Annotated in this window: 19 protein-coding genes; 17 read left to right on the top strand and 2 right to left on the bottom strand. The window is 46.6% G+C overall.

What is annotated here, in order from left to right; translation table 11 throughout:
* Nucleotides 1–186: 186 nt before the first annotated feature.
* The 6 genes from mnmA to ACP4IT_RS03880 all read left to right on the top strand — a co-directional run bounded on the left by mnmA (nucleotide 187) and on the right by ACP4IT_RS03880 (nucleotide 7184).
* Nucleotides 187–1314: a tRNA 2-thiouridine(34) synthase MnmA gene (mnmA, locus tag ACP4IT_RS03905; protein WP_011668105.1), complete on the top strand. Its 1128-nt coding sequence runs from the start codon at nucleotides 187–189 to the stop codon at nucleotides 1312–1314.
* Between the two features lie 121 nt (nucleotides 1315–1435).
* The gene (locus ACP4IT_RS03900; protein WP_035465432.1) at nucleotides 1436–2113 is read left to right on the top strand and encodes a histidine phosphatase family protein; all 678 of its coding nucleotides are present in this window, start codon (nucleotides 1436–1438) and stop codon (nucleotides 2111–2113) included.
* Between the two features lie 9 nt (nucleotides 2114–2122).
* On the top strand, nucleotides 2123–2803 hold the full coding sequence (locus tag ACP4IT_RS03895) for a tetratricopeptide repeat protein (protein WP_086231893.1): 681 nt from the start codon (nucleotides 2123–2125) through the stop codon (nucleotides 2801–2803).
* 14 nt (nucleotides 2804–2817) lie between these two features.
* Nucleotides 2818–5343: an SF1B family DNA helicase RecD2 gene (recD2, locus tag ACP4IT_RS03890; RefSeq protein ID WP_156646452.1), complete on the top strand. Its 2526-nt coding sequence runs from the start codon at nucleotides 2818–2820 to the stop codon at nucleotides 5341–5343.
* Between the two features lie 95 nt (nucleotides 5344–5438).
* Nucleotides 5439–6425, top strand: coding sequence for a ribose-phosphate diphosphokinase (locus ACP4IT_RS03885; protein WP_011668101.1), 987 nt, complete (start codon nucleotides 5439–5441; stop codon nucleotides 6423–6425).
* 66 nt (nucleotides 6426–6491) lie between these two features.
* The gene (locus ACP4IT_RS03880) at nucleotides 6492–7184 is read left to right on the top strand and encodes a YoaK family protein (RefSeq protein WP_011668100.1); all 693 of its coding nucleotides are present in this window, start codon (nucleotides 6492–6494) and stop codon (nucleotides 7182–7184) included.
* Between the two features lie 62 nt (nucleotides 7185–7246).
* Here ACP4IT_RS03880 and ACP4IT_RS03875 read toward each other — a convergent pair whose 3' ends face one another.
* Nucleotides 7247–7936, bottom strand: coding sequence for an amino acid ABC transporter permease (locus ACP4IT_RS03875; RefSeq protein ID WP_011668099.1), 690 nt, complete (start codon nucleotides 7934–7936; stop codon nucleotides 7247–7249).
* An 18-nt stretch (nucleotides 7937–7954) separates the two neighbouring features.
* On the bottom strand, nucleotides 7955–8833 hold the full coding sequence (locus ACP4IT_RS03870) for a transporter substrate-binding domain-containing protein (protein WP_024855579.1): 879 nt from the start codon (nucleotides 8831–8833) through the stop codon (nucleotides 7955–7957).
* Between the two features lie 137 nt (nucleotides 8834–8970).
* Here ACP4IT_RS03870 and ACP4IT_RS03865 point away from each other — a divergent pair, with 137 nt between their 5' ends.
* From ACP4IT_RS03865 to ACP4IT_RS03815, 11 genes are all read left to right on the top strand, one after another.
* Nucleotides 8971–10458, top strand: coding sequence for an amidase (locus ACP4IT_RS03865; protein WP_024855580.1), 1488 nt, complete (start codon nucleotides 8971–8973; stop codon nucleotides 10456–10458).
* 12 nt (nucleotides 10459–10470) lie between these two features.
* Entirely contained in the window at nucleotides 10471–12120 is a 1650-nt protein-coding gene (locus tag ACP4IT_RS03860) for a peptide ABC transporter substrate-binding protein (protein WP_156646449.1), read from the top strand.
* A 163-nt stretch (nucleotides 12121–12283) separates the two neighbouring features.
* On the top strand, nucleotides 12284–13213 hold the full coding sequence (murQ, locus tag ACP4IT_RS03855; RefSeq protein ID WP_114684530.1) for an N-acetylmuramic acid 6-phosphate etherase: 930 nt from the start codon (nucleotides 12284–12286) through the stop codon (nucleotides 13211–13213).
* Between the two features lie 77 nt (nucleotides 13214–13290).
* Nucleotides 13291–14280 (top strand): aldo/keto reductase, encoded by a 990-nt coding sequence (locus tag ACP4IT_RS03850; RefSeq protein ID WP_011668094.1) that lies wholly within the window; start codon nucleotides 13291–13293, stop codon nucleotides 14278–14280.
* 157 nt (nucleotides 14281–14437) lie between these two features.
* The gene (gene rbsR, locus ACP4IT_RS03845; RefSeq protein ID WP_024526760.1) at nucleotides 14438–15445 is read left to right on the top strand and encodes a ribose utilization transcriptional repressor RbsR; all 1008 of its coding nucleotides are present in this window, start codon (nucleotides 14438–14440) and stop codon (nucleotides 15443–15445) included.
* Between the two features lie 134 nt (nucleotides 15446–15579).
* Nucleotides 15580–16500 (top strand): ribokinase, encoded by a 921-nt coding sequence (gene rbsK, locus ACP4IT_RS03840; protein ID WP_011668092.1) that lies wholly within the window; start codon nucleotides 15580–15582, stop codon nucleotides 16498–16500.
* 313 nt (nucleotides 16501–16813) lie between these two features.
* Nucleotides 16814–18838: a transketolase gene (tkt, locus tag ACP4IT_RS03835; protein WP_082265299.1), complete on the top strand. Its 2025-nt coding sequence runs from the start codon at nucleotides 16814–16816 to the stop codon at nucleotides 18836–18838.
* 119 nt (nucleotides 18839–18957) lie between these two features.
* On the top strand, nucleotides 18958–19848 hold the full coding sequence (locus ACP4IT_RS03830; RefSeq protein ID WP_015473876.1) for a C40 family peptidase: 891 nt from the start codon (nucleotides 18958–18960) through the stop codon (nucleotides 19846–19848).
* Between the two features lie 112 nt (nucleotides 19849–19960).
* Nucleotides 19961–20983, top strand: coding sequence for a DUF1002 domain-containing protein (locus tag ACP4IT_RS03825; RefSeq protein WP_024855581.1), 1023 nt, complete (start codon nucleotides 19961–19963; stop codon nucleotides 20981–20983).
* A gap of 466 nt (nucleotides 20984–21449) precedes the next feature.
* Nucleotides 21450–23042, top strand: a complete 1593-nt coding sequence (locus tag ACP4IT_RS03820; protein WP_024855582.1) for a LysM peptidoglycan-binding domain-containing protein — start codon at nucleotides 21450–21452, stop codon at nucleotides 23040–23042.
* Nucleotides 23043–23377: 335 nt separating this feature from the next.
* Entirely contained in the window at nucleotides 23378–23584 is a 207-nt protein-coding gene (locus ACP4IT_RS03815; RefSeq protein ID WP_011668087.1) for a hypothetical protein, read from the top strand.
* Nucleotides 23585–23586 lie beyond the last annotated feature (2 nt).

The raw sequence follows: 23586 nt of genomic DNA, 5'->3' as shown, positions 1-23586 counted from the left end.
TGGCCTACTTTTTTTGAATCTGGATTTGACGACCGGCCATTCTTGGATAGTCAAGACCACCATGTTTCACTTGTGATACGCCAGGCTTGCAAAACGCTGTCAGAATCGGTAAACTAGGTCATACTGGATTTGTGCGACCTTCAAATCGTAGATTCTCCAGAATCTGATAGAAATGATGGTGATACCATGCAAGACAACAGCCAAACACGGGTTGTCGTTGGTATGAGTGGCGGGGTCGATTCTTCCGTTGTAGCTTTGCGATTAAAGCAGCAGGGTTATGATGTAATCGGCGTCTTTATGAAGAACTGGGACGATACAGATGAAAATGGGGTCTGTACCGCCACTGAAGATTACAAAGATGTGGCTAAGGTGGCTGCCAAGATCGGCATTCCTTACTACTCCGTAAACTTCGAAAAAGAATATTGGGACCGGGTATTCACATACTTCTTGGACGAGTACAAGAAGGGGCGGACACCGAACCCAGATGTTATTTGTAACAAGGAAATCAAGTTTAAGGCGTTCTTGGATTACGCGTTAGAGTTGGGTGCCGATTACATTGCCACGGGACATTACGCACAGTTGACCCGTGACGAGGCTGGGCATGCCCACTTAATGCGTGCAGTTGACCAGAACAAGGATCAGACTTACTTCTTGAGTCAGTTGTCGACTGAGCAGCTAGATCGGGTAATGTTCCCAATTGGTGACTTAGTCAAGCCTCAGGTTCGTGAGATTGCTAAGGAAGCTGGGCTGGCGACCGCTGAGAAGAAGGATTCCATGGGAATCTGCTTTATCGGTGAGAAGGGACACTTCAAGGACTTCTTGAAGACTTACTTACCAGCCAAGGCGGGTGACATGATGACGGTTGATGGTGAAATCAAAGGCCATCACGCCGGTTTGATGTACTACACGATTGGTCAGCGTAAGGGCCTGGGTATCGGTGGCGATGGTATCGACAACGAGCCTTGGTTTGTGATTGGTAAGGACCTGCAAAAGAATATTCTGTATGTGGGCAAAGGCTATCACAACCCGCATTTGTACGCGACTCACTTGTCAGCGTCAGATATTCACTGGGTCAACACGATTGACCGTGGTAGTGACTTCCACTGTACAGCGAAGTTCCGTTATCGGCAAAAGGATACAGGGGTTACGGTTCATTTGAACGACGATGGTCAGCAAGTGACGGTTGAATTCGATGATCCGGCCCGAGCAATCACACCTGGGCAAGCAGTCGTGTTCTACAATGGAGACGAGTGTTTAGGTAGTGCCATTATCGACGCAGCCTATAATCAGGAACGTGAATTACAGTTAATCTAGTTAAATAAGGAGTATTGCTATGAATTAGCAATGCTTTTTTTATTTGAAAAAAATTCGTATTTCTGATATCCCGGCTTTGAAATTCAGGTTAAAACTGGCATAATATAGACTATGTGACTTTATGGAAAGGACGGATCGCAGCGTGAAATTATACTTTATTCGCCACGGAAAGACCCAGTGGAATTTGGAAGGTCGGTTTCAGGGAGCTGGTGGGGATTCACCGCTACTGGATGAAAGTTATCAACAAATGATTCAAGTAGGCCAATTTTTACGGCAAACGCCATTTGTTCACGCCTATGCCAGCCCAATTAAACGCGCCCGAATAACTGCTCAACGCGTTATCAAGGAACTGCATCAATCGGTCCCGTTGACACTGTTAAATCGGCTAGAAGAATTTCACTTAGGTAAGATGGAGGGCATGGCATTTAGTGCGGTTAAGGATCAGTATCCGGCTGAGCTGGATGCGTTTCGCAATCACCCAGAGCGGTACGACGCCCGAACCATCGGTGGTGAAACATTTACCGAGGTGACAGCTCGAATGACACCAGCGATCCGTCAAATTGTTGCGGCTCACAATCACCCCACAGATAACGTCTTGGTCGTGAGCCATGGGGCGGCCCTTAACGCAGAAATCAATGCGTTAATTGGCACGCCGCTAGCCGACTATCGGAAGCGCGGCGGGCTGCGTAATACCAGTGTGACAGTCTTGGAAACGACGGATGGACAATCCTTTAAGTTAATTGACTGGAATGATACGAGTTTCTTAACGGCAACGGCCACGCCGACCGATACAATTTAAGGTGAGAAAATGACAGAAAAAAAGAGTGATCGTACGGCAGCAAAAAAGCGTTCGGAACAGGCCGTACATGAATTGATAACGCGGATCGATACCCATCCGGGGGATGCTGACGCCTACTATGAATTAGCCACCGTTCTAGTTGATTTGAAATCATTTGCCCAAGCAGAAGAATTGCTGATGAAAGCACTTGGGCTATTCCAAGCGCAGCCGGCAGTTGTCGATAAACTACATTATGGCCTAGGCAACGTTTACTATGCTGCCGAAGATTATCCTAAGGCCATTCAACAGTTTGACAGTTTAGGCGCGCAGTGGAAAGGGACCGGTTATTTGATGTTGGCTCAGAGCTATATGGCCAATGGTGACCACAAACGAGCCTTAGCGTTTGCGTTGACGGCTCTCGCCAGTCAACCTGATGATGTTGCCACACTGCAAGTGGTTGGCGAAAATTTGTTAGCATTGGGGAATATGACCCAGGCAGCTCAGTATTATGATCAACTCTTGGCGATTGATCCTAAAAATGGGCGGGCAACCTTTGATCGCGGGCTGGTGGCGATGGTGCTAGGAACACCTTACGCCGATTACTTTGAACGCGCCCAGACGTTAGATCCCCAATACTTCGAGCAAGGCCAACAACGATTGGCTGATATTGAAAAATTCATGCAACAAACCCCTGATTCAGATCAGCAGTAAAGGAGACGACACAGATGGCAACCGAATCACTAGACTTATTTGCAACCGATAACGCTGGGCAACCAGACTTTGTGGTCGGCACTGTCAGTGCGGTCTTTTTTGCCAGTAATGATAGTTTTTATAAGGTGATGCTGGTTAAGGTTTCTGAAACGAGTCTGGATTGGCACGAAGATGAGATTGTGGTGACGGGCAACTTTGCCGATGTTAAGGATGACGTGACGTACCGCTTTACGGGTAAACGTGTCGAACATCCCAAGTATGGCGTACAGTTTCAAGCCGATAACTATCAAAATGAAACACCGACCTCCCGTAGTGGGGTGATTGCTTATTTAAGTGGTGATGATTTCCCGGGACTGGGTAAGAAAACGGCAGAAAAAATTGTTGATGCGTTGGGCACCAACGCAATCGAAGAAATTCTAAATGACAGTGCGGTGTTAGCGCCATTGGGTTTGTCACCTAAAGTGACGGCTACATTGGTGAGCCAATTGCAGACCAATAATGGGATGGAGCAGATTATCATTGGCTTGAATGGATATGGATTTGGTAGCTCGCTCGCTGCAGCCATTTATAATCGATATCAAGAAAAAACTTTGGACGTCATTCACGAGAACCCTTATCAGTTAGCTGAGGATATTACGGGAGTCAGCTTCAAACGAGCCGACCAGATTGCCACGCAACTGGGTTATGCCGCGGATAGACCAGAGCGACTGCAGGCGGGACTCTTACAGACCTTGACAGATTTATCAGTTGCTAATGGGGATACCTATACAACGGCCAAACCACTGTTAAACCAAGCGCTGAGCTTGTTGGAAAATTCGCGCAATGTGCGATTAGAGCCAACTAAGCTGGCCGATCAACTCTTAGAATTGGCTAAACAGCAAAAAGTGGTGGGCGATGACCAACGGATCTACTTGAAGGCCCTATACGATGCTGAGTGGCAAGTGGCTGAACATTTGCAACGGTTGTTACAAGCGGATACCCATCAAGCGACGTTCAGTGACGAGGCGGTTGCCAAACAACTGCGGATTGTTGAAAAGCAGGCCGATATTGTCTATGATGATTCGCAAACGGCGGCTTTAACGGCAGCCTTGCAAGCAAAAATAATGCTCCTAACCGGTGGCCCTGGTACCGGAAAAACGACGATTATTCGTGGACTGGTGAACTTATATGCCCGGCTGCATGAGGTCTCCTTGGATATTAATGAGTATAAAGATAAACCCTTTCCGATTCTGTTAGCGGCCCCCACTGGTCGAGCGGCTAAACGTATGAGTGAATCAACGGGATTGCCAGCGTCAACTATTCATCGGTTATTAGGGTTAACCGGTCGGGAAACAGATCTCGATGCGGCTACGACCAAAGATTTAGAAGGGGGACTGCTGATTATTGACGAAGTCTCCATGGTCGATGTCTATCTGATGAAGACGCTGTTGCGAGCAGTTCCGGTGGGGATGCAGGTCATCTTGGTAGGTGATAAGGATCAGCTGCCATCAGTCGGGCCTGGTCAGGTATTCCATGATTTACTGGCGAGTGATCAATTGGCAAAGATTCAACTGGATACGATCTATCGGCAGGGTGATGGATCATCCATTATTCCGTTAGCACACGCTATCAAGGCGGGAAAGTTACCAGCCGATTTTACCCAGAACCACGCCGATCGCTCCTTTATCGCGTGCCATGCCAACCAAGTAGAAAGTGTCATTGATCAGATTGTCGCTAAGGCGCACGCTAAGGGATTCTCTGCCAGTGATATCCAAGTATTGGCGCCCATGTATCGGGGGTCAGCGGGGATTGATCGACTGAACGTGGTGTTACAGAATATTTTAAATCCGAAAAAAACGGCCCGGCAAAAAGAAGTCACTTTTCGCAATCAACAGTTTCGGATTGGAGATAAAGTCTTACACTTGGTCAACAGTCCGGAGAATAATGTTTTTAATGGTGATATTGGGACAATCACGGGGATTGATTTGGCGAGCGATAAAAATAGTAAAGTTAAAAGTGATCAATTAACAATTGCCTTTGAACAAACCGAGGTAACCTATGCACGTAATGATTGGATTCGGCTGACGCTAGCCTATTGTATGTCGATTCATAAGGCCCAAGGCTCAGAGTTCAAACTGGTCATTTTGCCAATGGTGAGCCAGTATAATCGGATGCTCCAACGGAATCTATTGTATACGGCCGTAACGCGAGCTGCCGATATGTTAATTCTACTGGGAGAACCGCAGGCGTTTGAAACCTGTGTGACGAATTTATCCGTTAACCGGCATACAACCCTGACAACGCGGATTCAGACGGTCTTAGATCCAGATAAAACGGCAACAGTATCGTCAAAGTCGGTTGATGACGCACAACCACAACCGGTGGCGGTAGCTGCACCGGTTGCAGTGGCCGATGCTTCGGCCCCAACGACCGATCATGACGCGGCAACTGCCACAGCTCAGGACTATCAATTGACACCGGCGCTAGTTCAGGCGCGACAGATTGATCCAATGATTGGCATGCAAGGCATTACCCCGCAACAATTTATGCCATCGTTATAAAATAGCGGTTGTAGGCGTTGCGTTTCTGAAAAAAGATTGCGATAATATAGAGAGACTAAAATTACGATTTGTGGAGATCCCACAGGGAGGCTGTCATGGCAGAACACGTTGAAGCTGGTAAAATGAAGGTATTTGCCTTAAACTCAAACCGGCCACTTGCTGAAAAGATTGCAAAAGCAGCGGGTGTGACGCTTGGAAAGTCCACCATTAAGCATTTTAGTGATGGTGAAATTCAAATAAGTATTGACGAAAGTATTCGGGGCGATGAATTATTTTTAATTCAGTCGGTTTCTGATCCAGTCAATACGAATTTGATGGAACTGTTGATCATGGTTGATGCGGCCCGACGCGCTAGTGCCGAAAAGATCAACGTGGTGGTGCCCTACTATGGCTACTCACGAGCTGACCGAAAAGCCCGTTCTCGTGAGCCAATTACGGCCAAGTTAATTGCCTCCATGATGCAGATGGATGGGGTTGACCGGGTCATTACGCTGGACTTACATGCGGCGCAATTACAAGGGTTCTTTGATATTCCCGTCGATCATTTACAAAGTGACCGGCTACTGACGAGCTATTTTGACCAGAATCCACGATTAGCAGATGAAGATATTGTGGTTGTCGCACCAGATCACGCGGGCGTGAGTCGTGCGCGGCGCTTAGCCGAATTATTGGGCGCCCCAATTGCTATTATCGACAATCGGTCAGAAACAGAAAATGCGGCTCATCCGGATGCGGTGATTGGAAATGTGACTGGAAAGCACGCGATCTTAGTGGATGACATCATTGATACGGCAATTCGAATTACGGTGTCAGCGGAAGCGTTGAAACGGGCAGGTGCGGCTGATGTTTTTGCTTGCGCGACGCACGCGGTTCTATCCGGCGATGCGACCCAACGAATTGATGATTCAGTGTTGGAAAAGGTCGTAATTACCGATTCGATTCAGTTGCCGGAGGACAAACAGAGCGATAAGTTTGAAATCTTATCTGTTGGTGAACTATTCGGTAAGGCGATTGATTTGATTTATCATGAGCAACCGGTGGATTCCTTATTCCACGGTTCATTGAAACGTCAAAAGCAATAAGTGTTGACCGTTACCGCTACTAGCTGGTGGCGGTTTTTATTTTGATGAAGAAAGTAGGTGGCGTAAATGCGACGTTACCAACAAGCCCAATTATTTCAACTACGCGAGATTGCTATGGGATTGACCTTTATTGGTGGTTTTATCGATGCGTATACGTTTGGTCAACGGGGTGGGGTTCTAGCGGCTGGTCAAACGGGTAACTTGATTTTTCTCAGTGTTGACATTGCCCAGCATAACTTGCCGGGTGTGCTCACAAAGTTATTGACGGTAGTATTCTTTATCCTCGGGGTTGTGACCGTGGGATTACTTAATTATCGATTGCGGCCGACCTCTCACTACTGGCGCTTACCCACGTTATTGGCAGAGTTTGTAGTTTGCCTAGTCGTTGGTGGGTTGCCAGAGACGGTTCCTAATTTGATTGTGACGCCGCCACTGGCGTTTGTGATGGCAATGCAGACGACGGCCTTTGGTCACATTGAAGGGCATGGGTACAATAATGTTTTTTCAACCGGTAATTTAAAAAAAGCAACATCGGCGTTGACGGATTATTTTATCTATCGACAGCCCGGAACACTGACAACCGGGATCATTTACGGTGGTTTAGTCGTCAGTTTTGCAGGCGGAGCGATTATTTCAGCGTTATTGCAAGGGTGGCTTTTAGGTCGAACGATTTGGTGTGCAGCCGGCCTCTTGCTGATCGTTGGTGGTTATTATACGTGGTTATTGTTTAAGCGCCAAGATGATGCGTTCGATCAATGAGCAAGTTAAAAAGAGAACTGAACCTGTGGTGAACAGGCCAGTTCCCTTTTTTAACTGACAGATTAGAGTAGTTTCAAATGTGCTTTAGGACGATCAAAGTCCAACCACCGTTCTAATTGATTCTGTCCGGTGGTAATGACCACGCAACATAGCCAATATAAAATGGCAATGGTGATGTAAATAGTCATATAATCTTGATTAGCGCCAGCTACAATTTTAGCTTGCATAAACATGTCTGTCACGGTAATCATGGCAGCGAGCGACGTTCCCTTAAACATATCCAGCAAAATATTACCAAGTGCGGGAATACTGATACGAAAAGCCTGCGGAATAATGATAAAACGCATAACTTTCCGATAGGGTAGCCCAATCGAATAAGCCGCCTCATATTGCCCGTGATCGATTCCTAAGAAGGCGGAACGAAAGACTTCGGAGACGAAGGCTGCAGCCCCTAAAGTGAAGGAAATAATCGCCGCTGGAACGGCCGTTAAGCCAAAGCCAAAGTAGACAATAAACAAGACAACTAACATCGGCACGCCACGCATAAAGGAAATATAGGCGCGGGCTAATCCATGGAGCACCCGCACGTGACTCAATTGAGCCAGAGTGAGTAACATGCCCCAAATTGTGGCTAGTCCGAAAGCCATGACGGTTAGAAAGATGGTCATGGGTAACCCACTCAAAATTTGTGGAATTGACGACCACGCTAACGGCGCATTAAAGAATCCTGGGATTGACAAATATTTCAGCATCGCTGGTCACCTAGTTTTCTATTGGCCCGTATATTTAGACTTAATGGTAAAGTTCTTAGAGATATGGACAGTTGGTTTTTGCGTTACATCAGCGCCGTAATATTTTTCGGAAATCTTTTTGATTGTGCCATCTTTCAATAATTTCTGAATTTCACGATCAACTTCTTTTTTCAGTTTGGTATTACTCTTCTTCATCAAAATACCAACACCTTGGCCATCATCACTGGTGGTAAAGTACATGTTCTTAGCAATGTGTAGGCCATTATTCGGTACCGCTTTGAGAGCAAGCTTTTGGAGGTAGTAGTCATTCATGATCAAATCGGTCTTGCCATTTTTGACATCTTTTAAGTAGACGTCGTTAGAGACATTATCATAGTTGACCAGTTTGGCACCTAGCTGTTGCGCCAAGCGTTGATAACCAGTCCCCGCTTCGCCGGCAGCCTTTTTCCCCTTGATATCTGCCCAAGAGTGAATCCCGGAATCGTCTTTATCCCGGACCACCAAACTATTAAATGAGTGCTTGTACACGGTCGACAAAGCATATTGCTTTTTTCGAGCTGGCGACAAGCCAAAATCATTGGCGGCCAGATCAGCTTTGCCGGAGTTGACAGCCGTCAGTTGTCCGTCAACACTTAGTTCCTTGAACTGTACCTTCTTGTGCAAGCCCTTAGCAACCGCCCGGACGACTTCCACGTCAAAGCCAGTTAACTTACTATTCTTTGACGTATGGAACGATGTGGGATATAACGTTCCCGACGTTGCGACAATTAAGGTCTTCTTATTAGCCACCTTAGTATTCGTTGACGTCTTTGAGGAGGTCCCGCAACCAACGAGAGCACCACTCAAGATAACGCTTAACCCTAAACCTAAAACCAACCATTTTTTCGTCTTATTCATCCTTTTTCAGTCCTTTCAATTTATGACCTAAGACTTTTTCAGTATACCGATTTGAAACCGCTTTTACAACCGAATGGTGGTAAAATAAAGCTGGTAACTTACTAAAGATTAGAACAAAATCAATGGAGGCGGTTTGGATGGTCGTAACAGATTGGATTGGGACCCCAGCGTTAACTTGGGCCCGACGGATTAGAGCGGGAGAGGTTAGTCGCCAGGAGCTCATTGAAACGGCGTTAGCGGAGATTGATCGGCAAAATCCACAGCTAAATGCGGTCATCACAACTCGCCGCGAGAAGGCTTTAGCGGAAGCAGCAGCGCAGAAAGACACGGGCCAGCCCTTTCTCGGTGTCCCATTGCTTTTGAAAGGGCTGGGCCAGCAACTGCAGGGCGAACCAAGCACTAGTGGATCAAAACTATTAACAACCAATGTTGCCAGCCAAACGAGTTTTTTTGTGCGGGCCTTACAACACGCCGGATTTATTATCATTGGTCAAACCAATTTTCCAGAGTTTGGGTTCAAGAATATCACGGATGCGAAGCTTTACGGGCCAGCGCGTAATCCCTGGAATTTAGACTATCAGCCCGGCGGTTCGTCTGGCGGCGCGGGCGCTGCGGTTGCGGCCGGATTGGTTCCCATTGCGGCCGGCAGCGACGGCGGTGGCTCTATTCGGATTCCATCATCGTGGTCGGGAACGATTGGGTTGAAGCCTACGCGCGGGCGGGTTCCCGTTGGGCCTAGCGATTGGCGATCATGGCAGGGCGCCGCCATTGATTTTGCGTTAACCCGGTCAATTGCAGATACAGCGGCGCTATTAGACAGCTTACAAACCCTGCAACCAGCTGCGGTCTTTCAAACCCCATTAGAACGATCCGGGTTCTTCGCCCAGCTCGATCAACCCGTGCACCCGGGGGTCATTGGCTTTACGACCGAATCACCAGTGGGGACGCCTGTCAGTCCCGAAGCGGTTCAAGCGGTTCAAGATGCGGTGACTTTCTTACGTGAGCAAGGGTTTGCCGTCGAGGAAATCCATAATCCGATTGATGGCGTGGCCTTAATGGAAAGTTACTACACCATGAATGCCGGTGAGACAGCAGCCTTCATGACGGAACTAGCGGCTGGCTTGGGTCGGGAGCTAACGGCAGATGATATGGAGTTGTTGACGTGGGCGCTTTATCAAACGGGGAAACACACCTCCGCCGCAGATTATAGTTTAGCGCTAAGTAAGTGGGATCAAGCAGCATGGCAAATGGCCCAGTTACATGCGACTTATCCGATTATGTTGACACCAACAACGGCTTGGCCGGCTCCCAAAGTGGGTGATCCATTGGTATCAGCCAGTGACGCGGCCAAGATGGAAGAGATTACGACGATGCGACCAGCAGCGCAAAAACAATTAATTTATGACCAATGGTTACCAGCCCTGACGCGGTCGCCATTTACGCAGCAGGCTAATCTGACGGGGGAACCAGCCATTAGTTTGCCAACCGCGGTTACCGCAACTGGATTACCATTGGGGATTCAATTTAATGCAGCCAAGGGCCAAGAATTAATATTGCTGAGGCTTGGTGCTTTATTTGAACGCGCGGGAAAGTTAAAATGGTTACATGCGACAAAATTAGATTGAGGAGCGAACGTTTTGAAAGGAAAGCATTTAGGCATTTTAGTTGGAGCAGCAGTTGTGATTGCGGGAGGATTAGCGGCTTGTGGAACCACATCTAAGTCAACGAACCAATCGGGACAACTAGCAGCTAAACAGATCGTTAATTTATCGACCAAGTCTGAGGTTACGACTTTAGACGTTTCCAAAGCGGCGGATTCGGTCAGTTTAACGCAGCTGTATCATACCCAAGAAGGCCTATATCGGTTGGGGAAAAAGGAAAAGTTGATTAATGCGATGGCGACCAAGACCACCGTTTCTAAAGATGGTAAGCGATACGTCTTTAAATTACGTGGCAATAACCATTGGAACGATGGAAAACCAGTAACGGCTAAGGACTTTGTCTATTCATGGCGACGGACGGTGAATCCTAAGACAGCCTCTGAATATGCTTACCTGATGGCTGGAATTAAGAACTACAGTCAAGTTCAAAGTGGTAAGCTGGCACCTAGCCAGTTAGGGGTTAAAGCCCAAGGAACGAAGACGTTAGTGGTAACGTTAAGTAAGCCGGTTGCGTATTTTAAGTTGTTATTAGCGTTTCCGACTTTCTTCCCACAGGAACAAAGTGTGGTTGAAAAATATGGGAGCAGCTATGGTCATTCCAGCGCACAGACGGCTTACGATGGGCCATTTGTGATGAAGAACTGGCAAGGGACCAACCAAAGCTGGAAGCTGGTTAAAAATACGAAATTCTGGGATAAATCAGCCATTACGTTAAAACAACTGAATTTTCAAGTGGTAGCGGATGCCTCAACCGGACTTAATTTGTTCCAGAAGAAAGAATTGGATGCGACAACGTTAGACGGGACCCAAGTCGCTAATCTAAAGAATAATAGTGAGCTCAAAACTTTTGTTGGCGGAACGACCTATTATATGCAGATGAACCAAAAGAAGGTCAAAGCCTTGAAAAACTTAAAGGTTCGCCGGGCGTTGTCTCTAGCAATCGACAAGCAACAGTTGGCCAAGAGTGTCTTACGAGATGGTTCTAAGGCACCGCTAGGATTTGTTTCTCAAAATCTGACACAAAATCCCAAGACAAAAAAGGATTTTGCCACGGACGCCTACGTTAAGAGTGGCGTGGCCTATGACTTACCACAGGCTAAGCAATTGATGAAGGCTGGCTTAAAGGAAACGGGCACTAAGAAGTTGACGGTTACCTTAATGGCGGACGACACATCGGTAACCAAGACAGTGGCCCAGTATATCCAAGCGGAGCTACAGAAGCTACCTAATGTGAAGGTGACGATTAATAGTTTGCCTTACAAGACGCGATTGAGTCGGTCTAATTCAGGAAACTTTGACTTAGTCTTGTCGAGTTGGGGAGCCGATTTCGCTGATCCAATTAATTTCTTATCATTAATGAGTACGGGTAATACGAACAACAATGGTGGTTTTTCGGACGCCCAATACGATCGTGATGTAAAGAAGTCCGAGAACCAAGATGCTAACAACCCAACAGCTCGTTATCAGGATTTAGGCAACGCGGAAAAGCGGCTGATGACGAAACAGGGGGTTATTCCGTTGTATCAACCGGCGACCGCCGAGATGTGGAATGCAAAAGTTTCTGGCTACGTTTGGAATCCAGCCGGGATGAGCCGTGGTTATCAATGGATGAAAGTTGAAAAGTAACGCATAGTTTTCTGAAAGCGACCAGCGTTAGCGGGTCGCTTTTTTTGACCACTCAAATGAATGATGAAAAAGTTAAGGTGAAAGATTCGGAATTGAAATTAACTATGAAACATGTTATACCTAAGTTAGCAATCATGAAAGCGAATACATAATTGCGGAACTTATGAAGCAGGAGGCTGACACGATGCAGTTTGATGAGTTATTAACGGAACAACGGAATCACCGTTCAACCCACATTGACCGGGAATCCACGCTAGAGATGGTGGCCACGATCAACCGGGAAGATCATCGAGTCGCACGGGCTGTACAAAAGGAGCTTCCCCAAATTGCCGCTGCGATTGATGCGGCTTACCCGAAATTTGATCAGGGCGGTCGCCTGATTTATGTGGGAGCAGGGACATCAGGTCGGTTGGGGGTTATGGATGCGACCGAAATTCAGCCAACCTATGGCTTAACTGCTGAACAAACATTTGGACTAATCGCAGGTGGCGAGCCAGCGTTAACACATACGGTTAAGGCGGCTGAGGACTCTATTGAATTGGCACAAGAAGACTTGGCCGCTGTTCAATTGACGGTCCAAGATATTGTTGTGGCAAGCGCCGCATCTGGACAAACGCCCTATACCCTAGCGGCACTGCAATATGCGCAGGAAAAAGGGGCCCTAGGCATTGGTTTTTCGTGCGTTGAAGATAGTCCTTTGGCACAACTAGCCAATTATCCAATTACCCCAGTCGTTGGACCGGAGGTGATTACCGGGGCAACGCTATTGAAAGCAGGAACCGCTGAAAAGATGGTTCTCAACATGCTATCAACAGGGATCATGGTGAAGTCGGGTAAGGTTTATCAGAACCTCATGATTAATGTGGTACCGACCAATGGTAAGACCTTTGAACGGGCTAAAAAAATTATTGCTGAAGCCACGCAAACGTCACTGTTGGCCGCGGAACGTGCTTTGGAACGCGCAAATAATCACGTGCCGTTAGCGATCGTATTGATCGAAACCAAGGGCACGATTGCTGAGGCAAAGGCTTTGTTAGCAGCAACTAATGGGCATGTTTCACAGGCTGTAAAATTAAATGACAAGCAGCACTAAACCGGTGAGAAACTTGACTGGTCCACACCAATTCTTTATACTTTAACTTAGGTATAAGTGGAAAGGAATGTGACAGCATGTATCTTGCAGACGAACATCGTTACGAAAAAATGCCCATCAGACGCGCCGGGAATACGGGTTTCCAATTACCAGCTATTTCTTTTGGGATGTGGCACAGTTTTGGTGAAAATGCGAATTATGGTGATACTCGAGACATTATTCTAAAAGCTTTTGACGCCGGTATTTTTAGTTTTGATTTGGCCGCCAATTATGGGCCTGGTTCTTACGAAGCCGAACGACTCTTTGGCGAAGTCTTGGAACGTGAATTGAAGCCTTACCGTGATGAATTGGTCATCAGTAGTAAGGCCGGCTTTCATATGTGGCCAGGTCCTTATGGACAAATGAGCTCGCGTAAGGCGTTGATGGCGTCGTTGAACCGTTCCTTACAAACGATGGGCTTGGACTATGTGGACATTTTCTATAGTCACCGATTCGATCCAGAAACCTCTCCTGAAGAGACTGCTGTGGCTTTGGATGACATCGTTCGCCAAGGCAAAGCGTTGTATGTGGGAATTTCCAACTATACAGCACCGCAAGCAGAAGCTATGATTAAGATCTTCAAGGACTTACGGACGCCATTTGTGATTGATCAGGTGTCATACAACATGTTGAATCAAACGGCCAATGATGATGGCCTGTTTGACCTGTTGAAGCAAAATAATGCTGGTGCAATTGCCTATGGACCACTTTCGGAAGGTTTGCTGACGGATAAATACTTGAACGGTATTCCGGCTGACGTTGATATTCATTGGTCAAACCAATTTGTTTTGGATAACGGTCGTGATAAGATGTTGCAAAAGCTACAAGCTTTAAATAAAATTGCGCAGAGTCGGGGGCAAAAATTGTCGCATATGGCACTCGCTTGGCTTTTGCACAATCCAGTGATTACGAGTGTGATTACTGGGGCCTCCAAGCCAGAGCATTTGATTGAAAATGTGAAAGCTGTTCAAAACCTGGCCTTTGATGAAGAACAACTACAAGCGATTGATAAGATTTTAAAAGCATAATGTTATAGGGAGTGGATCTAAAGCTAATTGGGTCCGCTTTTTTAGTTGGGTGACGAATCGTGTTTAGTGGATGGGGGAAACCACAAATTGACCGCAAATTTTTGGAGGTCATGCGGTATAATGTGAGTAAGGATGAATTTTGATGGCGGAGGTTGCTATGACACGGAAAGTAACGATTCGAGATCTTGCGGAAGCGGCTGGCGTTTCGGTAACAACGGTTTCACAGATTTTAAATGGTAAGGGTGAGCGGTTTAGCATAGAAACACGCCAACGGGTTCATCAATTACAAGAGGATCTGGGATACGTGCCAGATTTTAATGCGCGGAACTTAATTATGAAGTCAGCACAGACAATTGGCGTACTCGTCCCTAATTTGGGGAATCCCTTTTTTAGTATGTTTATTCGGGGGGTTCAACAAACCAGTCGAGAACGGCATTTCATCCCACTGATCTTTGGTGCGAATCATGATGAGCAACTTGAAAGCTATTATTTGCAGGAATTGATTAAACGAGCAGTGGATGGGTTAATTATTGCAAGTGCTTCGATTACCGGAGAAGCCATTGATAATATTTTGAAAAAGAATGGGATTCCGTATCTGTTAATCGATCAAAATGGCGGTCCTAGTGTTGATCGTATTCGGGTTGATGATGAACAAGGCGGCCAATTAGCGGCGCGGCACCTATTGACCCTGGGTCATCAGCGAATTGTTGTGGTGATGCCAGAGCACCCGACCCAAAATTTGCGGATTCGCTTAGCGGGTTTCAAGGCACAATTGGTCGATCAGCAAATACCCTTGGCCGATAGTGCGGTCATCACATCGCCAATGACAAAGCTGGGGGGATATCAAGCGACCGCCGCCGTGTTGGCGCAACACCCCACGGCAGTCTTTGCGATTAATGACGAGACGGCGCTAGGGTTAATGCGGGGACTTCATGAACAGGGAGTACGAGTTCCAGATGATATTTCAGTATTGGGGTATGATGATATTGATTTAGATGAGTATGTCGTCCCTAAACTGACAACCATCCATCAGCCGGTGGTGACTATGGGACAGCAGGCAACAGAGCTATTGATCAATCGGGTTCAGAACCAACGGCAACCGGCCCAGATGGTGGATTTGCCTGTCGTCTTAAAGCAACGGGAAAGTACGGGGCCCGTGAAATAAATTTTATTTAGTTCTTGTAAGCCTTTTCGAAACATGATACGCTATGAGTAATCGAAAAAAACGAATTGCTCGGTGTGTCAGCAATACGTAAAACGTTTTACAAACAAATACCACTTAAGGAGTGACAGTTAATTATGGCAAATAAAGTAACGGTTCTGGGAAGTTTGAATGTTGATACGACGCTACGGATCGCGCGGATGCCGCAACCAGGGGAAACATTATCGACTGAAAACAAGAGTAGTGCTGCTGGCGGTAAGGGTGCCAACCAAGCGGTAGCTGCTGCACGGGCCGGAGCCGAAACAAGCTTTATTGGTAAGGTGGGGAATGATGATGCTGGTCGTTTCATGGTAGAGTCATTAGATAATGACCACATTGATACACACGCAATCATTACCGATCCAGTTGTAGGAACCGGGTCTGCCTTCATTCTCTTGGATGAAGCTGGTCAGAACAGTATCTTGGTTTATGGTGGTTCTAACCAACAGATTAAGGCCGAAGAAGTCATTGCTCGTGAAGATGAAATTGCCAATGCTGATTTCTTAATTACCCAGTTTGAAACGCCACAAGCAGCGACCTTGGCAGCATTTAAAGTGGCTAAGCAACACGGGGTAACAACTATTTTGAACCCGGCACCAGCTGCTGAAATTGATCCAGAGATTCTAAAAGTGACGGATTTGGTCATCCCTAACGAAACGGAAAGCGCGGAGTTAACTGGAATCGAGGTAACAGACGAAGCCTCAATGGATGCCAATGCGAAGAAGTTCCGAGAAATGGGTGTTAAGAACCTGATTATCACAGTTGGGAGTAAAGGCGCTTACTACGCAACTGAACAGGAATCCGGATTTGTGCCGGCCTTTAAGGTTAAAGCTGTGGATACGACCGCAGCTGGAGATACCTTTATTGGTGCTTTGAGTTCACAATTGAAGCCAGATCTTAGTAATGTTGCAACGGCGTTGGTCTTCGCGCAACGGGCAAGTTCCTTAACAGTGCAAGGTTTGGGTGCTATGCCATCTATCCCAACGGTTGAACAAATTGAGGCCGCTAGCAAGAAGTAGGTATTTTCAATAAATTGGTCTAACCGATAATTTTTCTGATTTTTTCAGAAAAATTATCGGTTTTTTTGTGTTCATAAGGCAACCGGTTGCAATATCTTAAAACCGGTATATTTAATTTGAATGATCGTATCAGATTACAATCACCGTATTACGGCGGTTTATAAAATGGGTTGCATTTATATCGTTAGATTGGTATAGTTGTGAAAGTCGATAGACAATGTCGAATTTACCGGTAGATTCAACACTTGAAAATTTCAGTAATTTAGAAAATAGCCGTGATTGGTCCGGCTAATTTAAGTGAGGTTATTTAAACATGTTGAATGAAGAAGTTCTGAATAAACAAGTTAACTTTGATGAGGTGGATACACAGGCTGTTACGGCTGTCCGCATGCTGAGTATGGATATGATTTCACGAGCACGGTCGGGCCACCCGGGATTACCGTTGGGGGCGGCACCCATGGCTTATGTTTTGTTCTCTCGTCACTTACGAGTGGATCCATCGTTTCCCCAGTGGTTTAATCGTGACCGCTTCGTTCTCTCGGCAGGTCATGGATCGGCAATGCTATACAGTCTGTTGCACCTTAGCGGCTTTGCATTAAGTCGCGATGATTTGATGAATTTCCGGCAGTTAGGAAGTAAAACTCCCGGTCATCCCGAGTACGGGGTAACTCCAGGGGTAGATGCAACGACAGGCCCCTTGGGACAAGGGATTGGGATGGCCGTCGGGATGGCAATGGCCGAACAACATTTACGAGCTAGCTACAATCGGCCGAATTTAAGTGTGGTGGATCATTATACGTATGCACTTTGTGGTGATGGGGACCTTATGGAAGGGGTCGCGGCTGAGGCAGCTAGCTTAGCTGGACAACTACAATTAAATAAATTAATTGTGCTGTATGACTCAAATGATGTGTCACTCGACGGACCACTTAGCAACGCTTGTCATGATAACGTGGCCGAACGATTTGAAAGTTATGGCTGGAATTACTTACGAGTAGCAGATGGTGATGATTTGGCGGCCATCGATCAGGCTATTCGGACGGCTAAAAACAATCAGAGTGGGCCAACATTGATTGAAGTGAAAACACAAATTGGTGCAGGGAGTCCAAATGCCGGAACCAATAAGGTTCATGGTGCACCATTAAATTCTGAGGATTTAGCGGCAACGCGGGCGCATTATCACTGGGAGTGTGATCCATTTACTGTGCCAGCGACCGTTCATGAACGGTTTATGACGACGATTAAGGCACGCGGGTGGGCCAGCCATCAAGAGTGGTCGAGTGTGATTACCCGTTATTCTACGTATGAGCCCCAATTGGCCGCGCAGTTTGCACAGGGGATTAGTCAAACGTTACCGGCTGATTTAAAAGCAACCTTACCTACTTATTATAAGAAAGATGATTTAGCTTCACGTGCTAGTGGTCATGAAGTCTTACAACGGTTAAGTGCCGCCTATCCCAATCTATGGGGCGGTTCCGCCGATCTCTTCAGCTCAAATAAAACGAATGTTGCGGCCACTGATCGGTTTAGCAAAGATAATCCAACTGGGAAAAACTTGTGGTTTGGCGTTCGCGAATTTGCTGAAGCAGCGGCAATGAACGGCATTGCCTTACATGGCGGAACTCGAATCTACGGTTCAACATTCTTTATTTTTTCCGATTATATGAAGCCAGCAATTCGGTTGGCAGCGTTGCAACACTTACCAGTTATTTACGTCTTAACCCATGATTCCTTGGCAGTGGGGGAAGATGGACCGACGCATGAACCAGTCGAACAGTTGGCAGGATTACGGGCAATTCCGGGGTTGACCGTGTATCGACCAGCTGACGGTAACGAAACAGCAGCAGCCTGGTTGGAAGCCCTGAAAGCAACCGATCATCCGACAGCTATTGTATTGTCACGACAGGGGTTACCAACGCTACCTAAGCCAGCATCTCGGGTGCATACTGGGGTCAAGCGTGGTGGCTATGTGGTGGCTGATGCACAGCGAGTCGCTGAAGGAATTCTAATTGCTACCGGGTCAGAGGTTCAGCTGGCGCTAGCCGCACAAAAGAAATTGGCTGAATTAGGCCGGGATGTTCGGGTCGTTTCCCTGCCAAGCTTTGAGCGGTTCAACGCCCAACCGGCAGCCTATCAGGAACAAGTTCTGCCTCATCAGTTACGACGGCGCGTGGCGATTGAGATGGCTAGCAGTCTGGGGTGGGGACAATATATTGGTCTTGATGGCGCGCTGGTCACACAAGATCAATTTGGCGCTAGTGGTCAGGGAGCCGCGGTTATGGCCATGGCCGGATTTATACCAGAGGCGGTTGTTGATGCGTACTTGAAACTTAACTAAGTAAAAAAGATAAAACGACTCGCTGCGGCGGGTCGTTTTTTGAAAAGTCTGATCCGAGAGCTAGTCAGCGAGTCGTTTTATTGGTATATTGGGGGTAAAGACACTGGAGGCGGTTTTTCATGGAAATTCGGCGAATTAAGGTGGCAACAGCATTGGTTTGGGCAACCCCAACGACCAGTAATCGAGCAGATCAAGCGTATTTGAAAACTGGCGACCTAACAACTTGGGTGAAAGCTTTGAAGCCAGTAGATCAGATCCGATTAGCCGATCAGAATGTCATTGTGACCGAAGCATTATTTAACGATCGGGTGGTGTTGGACCGAATTGAAGGGAATTGGGCCCATGTCTTTGTCAAACGACAGGCAAATCGGCAAGAGCGTCGCGGCTATCCAGGATGGGTACCTCTGAACCAATTGACGACACAAGATGAGGAGTTGGCTTATCCGACGACGACAGTTCGCTTGGTTCAGCTGACGACACCGTTGTTAGATGACGGTCGGCAACCAGTGATGGATCTGCCAATGGGGACGATCTTAACAACGGTAGCGCAAGATGCAGACTGGATTCAGGTGGTCACCCCATTGGGGAAAGGTTGGATCACGGCTCAGGCAGCACAACTGGGTATTAGTGGAGATGACGGTCAACGGCTATTGACTTTAGCACAACATTTTTTGGATACGCCTTATTTATGGGGAGGAATAACCCCAGCTGGGGTTGATTGTTCCGGATTGGTTTATGCACTACATCGTGCCTTAGGCTATGCCATTCCACGTGATGCGCAGGATCAGTTTGCTAATGGTTATCCGATTGCCCCAGAGGAACTGGTGGCTGGGGATTTGGTTTTCTTTGCTCAGGATCACGGCACCGGAACGATTCATCATGTTGGTTTGTATGCTGGAAATGGACAGATGATTCATGCACCCAAGCCGGGAAAGAAGGTTCAACTGGCGCCCTTAACGACAACTGAGCTAGCGCCAGAGTACGCAGGTGCTCGGCGGTTTTGGCAATAATCTCAACTCTGAAGAATTCTCTAAGGTCACCAGCAAGCCGGTTTTGCTATTGGCAAACATGCTATACTGAATTTTGGGAGAGTAGATGAAAGCCAAAAAGAGAGGGATCACGATGAAATTTACGCGACTTATTTTAGGTCTATCTACCGTTTTGTTGACGGTTGGCTTAGGTGGTCAAACACTTAGCCATGCGGATACCACGGATAATACAACAACCAGCTCAAGTACCTCAGCGAATAGTGGTAGTACCGTCCAAACTAAGGCCTTATCTAAGGCTTATGTCGTTTATGGTGCGGGTTTAGCGAGCGAAGATAAAGATACAGTGGCTTCAGCCTTAGGTGTGAAGTCCAATTACACAGCCTTAACCGCAACCGGTAGCGACTATGCGACTTATTTGAACGCGGCTGGGACAACGGACGCCAGCATGATTAGCTCGGTCGCTTTAGCGCCGGCCGATCCGGGAACCGGGGTTAAGGTCAATATTGCCAAGTATAATGGTAGTAATAATATTACAGAAGTGACGTCACAACAGTATGCGATGGTGGCGACAATGGCCGGGGTTAAGGACGTGATTATCACGGTAACGGCTGATAAGTCGGTTTCTGGAGAATCAGCCTTAACTGGGGTTTATAAGGCATTAGCAGCCGATGGGTTGACACTGAACTCGCAAAACACACAAGCAGCAAATGGCGTGTTGGATGCGACGCAACCAGCGATTGATTCAAATAGTAGCGATAAAAAGTATCCAGGAAAATTGATGTCAGCAGTTGGCTCAGTTTCTTCCGATTTGGCCAAGCAACGTCAAAATGGAAATGAACTGGCGACTAAGGCGGATATTGAAGAAATGCTACAAAAGGCTTTAGCTAAACAAGGCATTGCTAATCAAACGTCATCAACTCAGATTACCAATATTGCGATTGCTTTAAGTCAGGTACAAAAGGCACCAGTTTCGACTAGTAAGACGTATATCAAGAATGTGACGAACGTTGCTGATAATTTAGCTAACAGCATTGGTAATAAGATGGCCAGTGTAAAAGATTTTGCTAACAGCGCGGATGCCAAACAAGCCGAGAACTTTATTGTGCAGATTTGGCATAATGTGGTTAACTTCTTTAAGGGCTTAATTGGTGGTTAGTACAATAAGAAAACAAAATGGACGCGATGAGCGTCTTTTTTTGTGCTGTTTTTAAAATTTCACAAGTTAAAGGACATGAGGGTTAACTTGGTAGATACAAAAAGCGTTTTCAATAGTAATTTGTATTTTACAATAACTTGCTGGAAACCGATCTCTAAGCGTTAGAGAGAAATTAGCGGGAACTACTTGAATAGCAAAAAAGAACGTACGTTTTCTTATTAAAACGGTGATTAACCGGTATCATAGGCTTCCTAGCGTAACACATGGTGGCTAGTGGCTAGAATGGGAACCTCAGTTCTGAGTTTGAAAACGGTTAATAATTCCTTAATAATTCACAAGAAACTGGGAAAACGTGTGGTACTATTAATTTGTGATTTGTATTTACTGTAAACGACTGGGTGACACTTACATTGTAAGCTCAGGTATCACTTTGGCTGAAAAATATTAAAAGGACGTGTTGATGAAGATGAGTACAGGACAACGGAAAACAAAAGCAGTTGTTGGGGTCGTTGGTGCCATCGGTGCTTTCGCAGCTGGTGCCACAATTACGGCTAACGCGGATAGTATTCAAGTCAAGCAAGGAGATACAGTCTGGGATCTTTCACAGAAGTATCATACAACGGTCGCCAATCTTGAACAGAAAAATGGGATTGATGCCCAAACGGATCTGATTTTTGTCGGTCAACGACTACAGGTCAAGTCCGCATCGACTAAACAAACATATACGGTTAAATCTGGGGATACATTATGGGATTTAGCACAAACTTATCACCTGACGGTTGCCCAGTTACAACAAGCCAATCATTTAACGGGTGATGGGCTGAGTGTAGGACAACAGTTAGTCATCCCACAAGCAACAGCGAGTCAATCACAAACCACCGATGCATCAGGTACGACTTCGGCCCCAGCCGCAACGCATCAATCGACGCAAAAGGCTAATGCTGTTCAAGCCCAGATTGTGGCAGCACAACAGGCAGCAGCTAGCAAACAAAAACAACAGGTAAAGACGGGAACGGCTGCGACAACTTCAGCGAGTCAATCAACCGTTTCCAAGTCAACGACAACAGATCAATCCGCGGCAACAACGACTGCCAAGTCAAAGGGGCAACAAGCACCTGCAACTTCCAGCCAGCGGCATACACTGAGTCAGAATCAGGGAACGCCAGCGGCAAGCAGTGCTAGTTCGGTGACGCCAGCAACCACGAAGCAAGCAGTAGATGAAACGAGTACATCAACGGCTGCAACGACTTCGACGGCCACCAGTAGTGCGAGCCAGACAACGCAGACGAGTCAAGCAACTTCGGCTAATAGCTCAACGACTAGTAACCAATCAGTGACAAAGCAAAGCCGGGCAACTCCGGTAGCGCCGGCTAATGAGAGTAGCCAGTCAACTACGCGTTCGTCTAGTGTTTCGGCTGCTAGTCAGTCCACAGCAAGCCAGGCCGTAACCAGTTCAACTAGTCAGTCGAACACCGCTAACGTTTCGGTGGCTAAGACCACCAAGCGGCTAAAGACGATGACACGTTCAGCAGCCACAAAGTCGGCAAGCAATACGAGTCAAACGACTGATACAACCAGTCAAACTAGTTCATCGGCTAATAGTGTCAGTTCATCATCGACAGCTAGTGCTTCGGCTAGTTCATCGACAGTAACGTCGACTAGCAGCAGTGCCAAAAAGACTAGTACAAGTGGGCTAACGTCAGGTTCTGTGACGGAACTGGCTTTGAAGTTAGCCTCTGCTAACATCCCTTATGTGTGGGGTGGTTCATCATTAAGCGGGATGGACTGTTCAGGATTGGTGGCCTATGTCTATAAGAATGCCATGGGAATCAGTTTACCTCATAGTACAGTAGCCCAAGAATCCTACGTAACGACGCATTCAGTTGGTTCCGCAAAACCAGGAGATATTTTATTCTGGGGCGCTAAAGGATCGACGTATCACGATGCTATTTATTTAGGAAATAATCAGTTTGTTGCAGCACCAGCACCGGGACAAAATGTTGAAGTTCAACAAATCAGTAAGTATTTCATGCCGTCTTTTGCTGGAACACTTAAGTAATTGAATGAATCCGAATGATAACCTGACTTTTGCCGGTTTTAAGATTGGCAAAGGTCGGGTTATTTTGGTGGAGCATGACCGATAAGCTAATCAGTTACTTAACGGGAAAGCAATCGTTTTCATGAAAGTAATCAATGGAACACAAATTGAAAAGTGGTTAAAAAAGTTTTTCAAAAGGGGTTGCATCCGGGATTCTTTGGTGATAATGTAATTGCATTGATTAACGGTTTTCTTAAGAACCTTAATTTTCAGCGAAGAGAGATTAAGGCAGTCCGGTAGTGGATTAGCCGGGCAAATCAGCATGTTATGCAATTATTTAAGAGGAGTTGTTAAAGATGAGTAATCGGATGGAGATTCTGGAAGAGTATCGGCAGGCTAATTCACAGTTGGCGACCTTAAAACGGAAGGAATCGGAATGTGTTCATTCTAGTTCTGAAACGGTACAAATTGAGCCGCGTTATGGACAAGAAATGAATGATCTATCTACGAAATGTGCTCAGCTGGACATGATTCTCGAAGCCATGGAAGCTTCAGAAGATTAATA

It is taken from the genome of Levilactobacillus sp. LN180102, from assembly GCF_050106635.1.
Lineage (GTDB): Bacteria > Bacillota > Bacilli > Lactobacillales > Lactobacillaceae > Levilactobacillus > Levilactobacillus brevis.
This window is presented reverse-complemented; position numbering and strand designations above follow the sequence as displayed.

What these genes read in the sequence shown, in the direction of transcription:
- ACP4IT_RS03880 (WP_011668100.1), top strand. Translation starts at nt 6,492, where the DNA reads ATGCGACGTTACCAACAAGCCCAATTATTTCAACTACGCGAGATTGCT.
- ACP4IT_RS03895 (WP_086231893.1), top strand. Translation starts at nt 2,123, where the DNA reads ATGACAGAAAAAAAGAGTGATCGTACGGCAGCAAAAAAGCGTTCGGAA.
- ACP4IT_RS03820 (WP_024855582.1), top strand. Translation starts at nt 21,450, where the DNA reads ATGAGTACAGGACAACGGAAAACAAAAGCAGTTGTTGGGGTCGTTGGT.
- tkt (WP_082265299.1), top strand. Translation starts at nt 16,814, where the DNA reads ATGTTGAATGAAGAAGTTCTGAATAAACAAGTTAACTTTGATGAGGTG.
- ACP4IT_RS03865 (WP_024855580.1), top strand. Translation starts at nt 8,971, where the DNA reads ATGGTCGTAACAGATTGGATTGGGACCCCAGCGTTAACTTGGGCCCGA.
- ACP4IT_RS03830 (WP_015473876.1), top strand. Translation starts at nt 18,958, where the DNA reads ATGGAAATTCGGCGAATTAAGGTGGCAACAGCATTGGTTTGGGCAACC.
- ACP4IT_RS03850 (WP_011668094.1), top strand. Translation starts at nt 13,291, where the DNA reads ATGTATCTTGCAGACGAACATCGTTACGAAAAAATGCCCATCAGACGC.
- ACP4IT_RS03900 (WP_035465432.1), top strand. Translation starts at nt 1,436, where the DNA reads ATGGAAAGGACGGATCGCAGCGTGAAATTATACTTTATTCGCCACGGA.
- ACP4IT_RS03885 (WP_011668101.1), top strand. Translation starts at nt 5,439, where the DNA reads ATGGCAGAACACGTTGAAGCTGGTAAAATGAAGGTATTTGCCTTAAAC.
- ACP4IT_RS03875 (WP_011668099.1), bottom strand. Translation starts at nt 7,936, where the DNA reads ATGCTGAAATATTTGTCAATCCCAGGATTCTTTAATGCGCCGTTAGCG.
- ACP4IT_RS03870 (WP_024855579.1), bottom strand. Translation starts at nt 8,833, where the DNA reads ATGAATAAGACGAAAAAATGGTTGGTTTTAGGTTTAGGGTTAAGCGTT.
- murQ (WP_114684530.1), top strand. Translation starts at nt 12,284, where the DNA reads ATGAAGCAGGAGGCTGACACGATGCAGTTTGATGAGTTATTAACGGAA.
- ACP4IT_RS03815 (WP_011668087.1), top strand. Translation starts at nt 23,378, where the DNA reads ATGAGTAATCGGATGGAGATTCTGGAAGAGTATCGGCAGGCTAATTCA.
- ACP4IT_RS03825 (WP_024855581.1), top strand. Translation starts at nt 19,961, where the DNA reads ATGAAATTTACGCGACTTATTTTAGGTCTATCTACCGTTTTGTTGACG.
- mnmA (WP_011668105.1), top strand. Translation starts at nt 187, where the DNA reads ATGCAAGACAACAGCCAAACACGGGTTGTCGTTGGTATGAGTGGCGGG.
- rbsR (WP_024526760.1), top strand. Translation starts at nt 14,438, where the DNA reads ATGACACGGAAAGTAACGATTCGAGATCTTGCGGAAGCGGCTGGCGTT.
- rbsK (WP_011668092.1), top strand. Translation starts at nt 15,580, where the DNA reads ATGGCAAATAAAGTAACGGTTCTGGGAAGTTTGAATGTTGATACGACG.
- recD2 (WP_156646452.1), top strand. Translation starts at nt 2,818, where the DNA reads ATGGCAACCGAATCACTAGACTTATTTGCAACCGATAACGCTGGGCAA.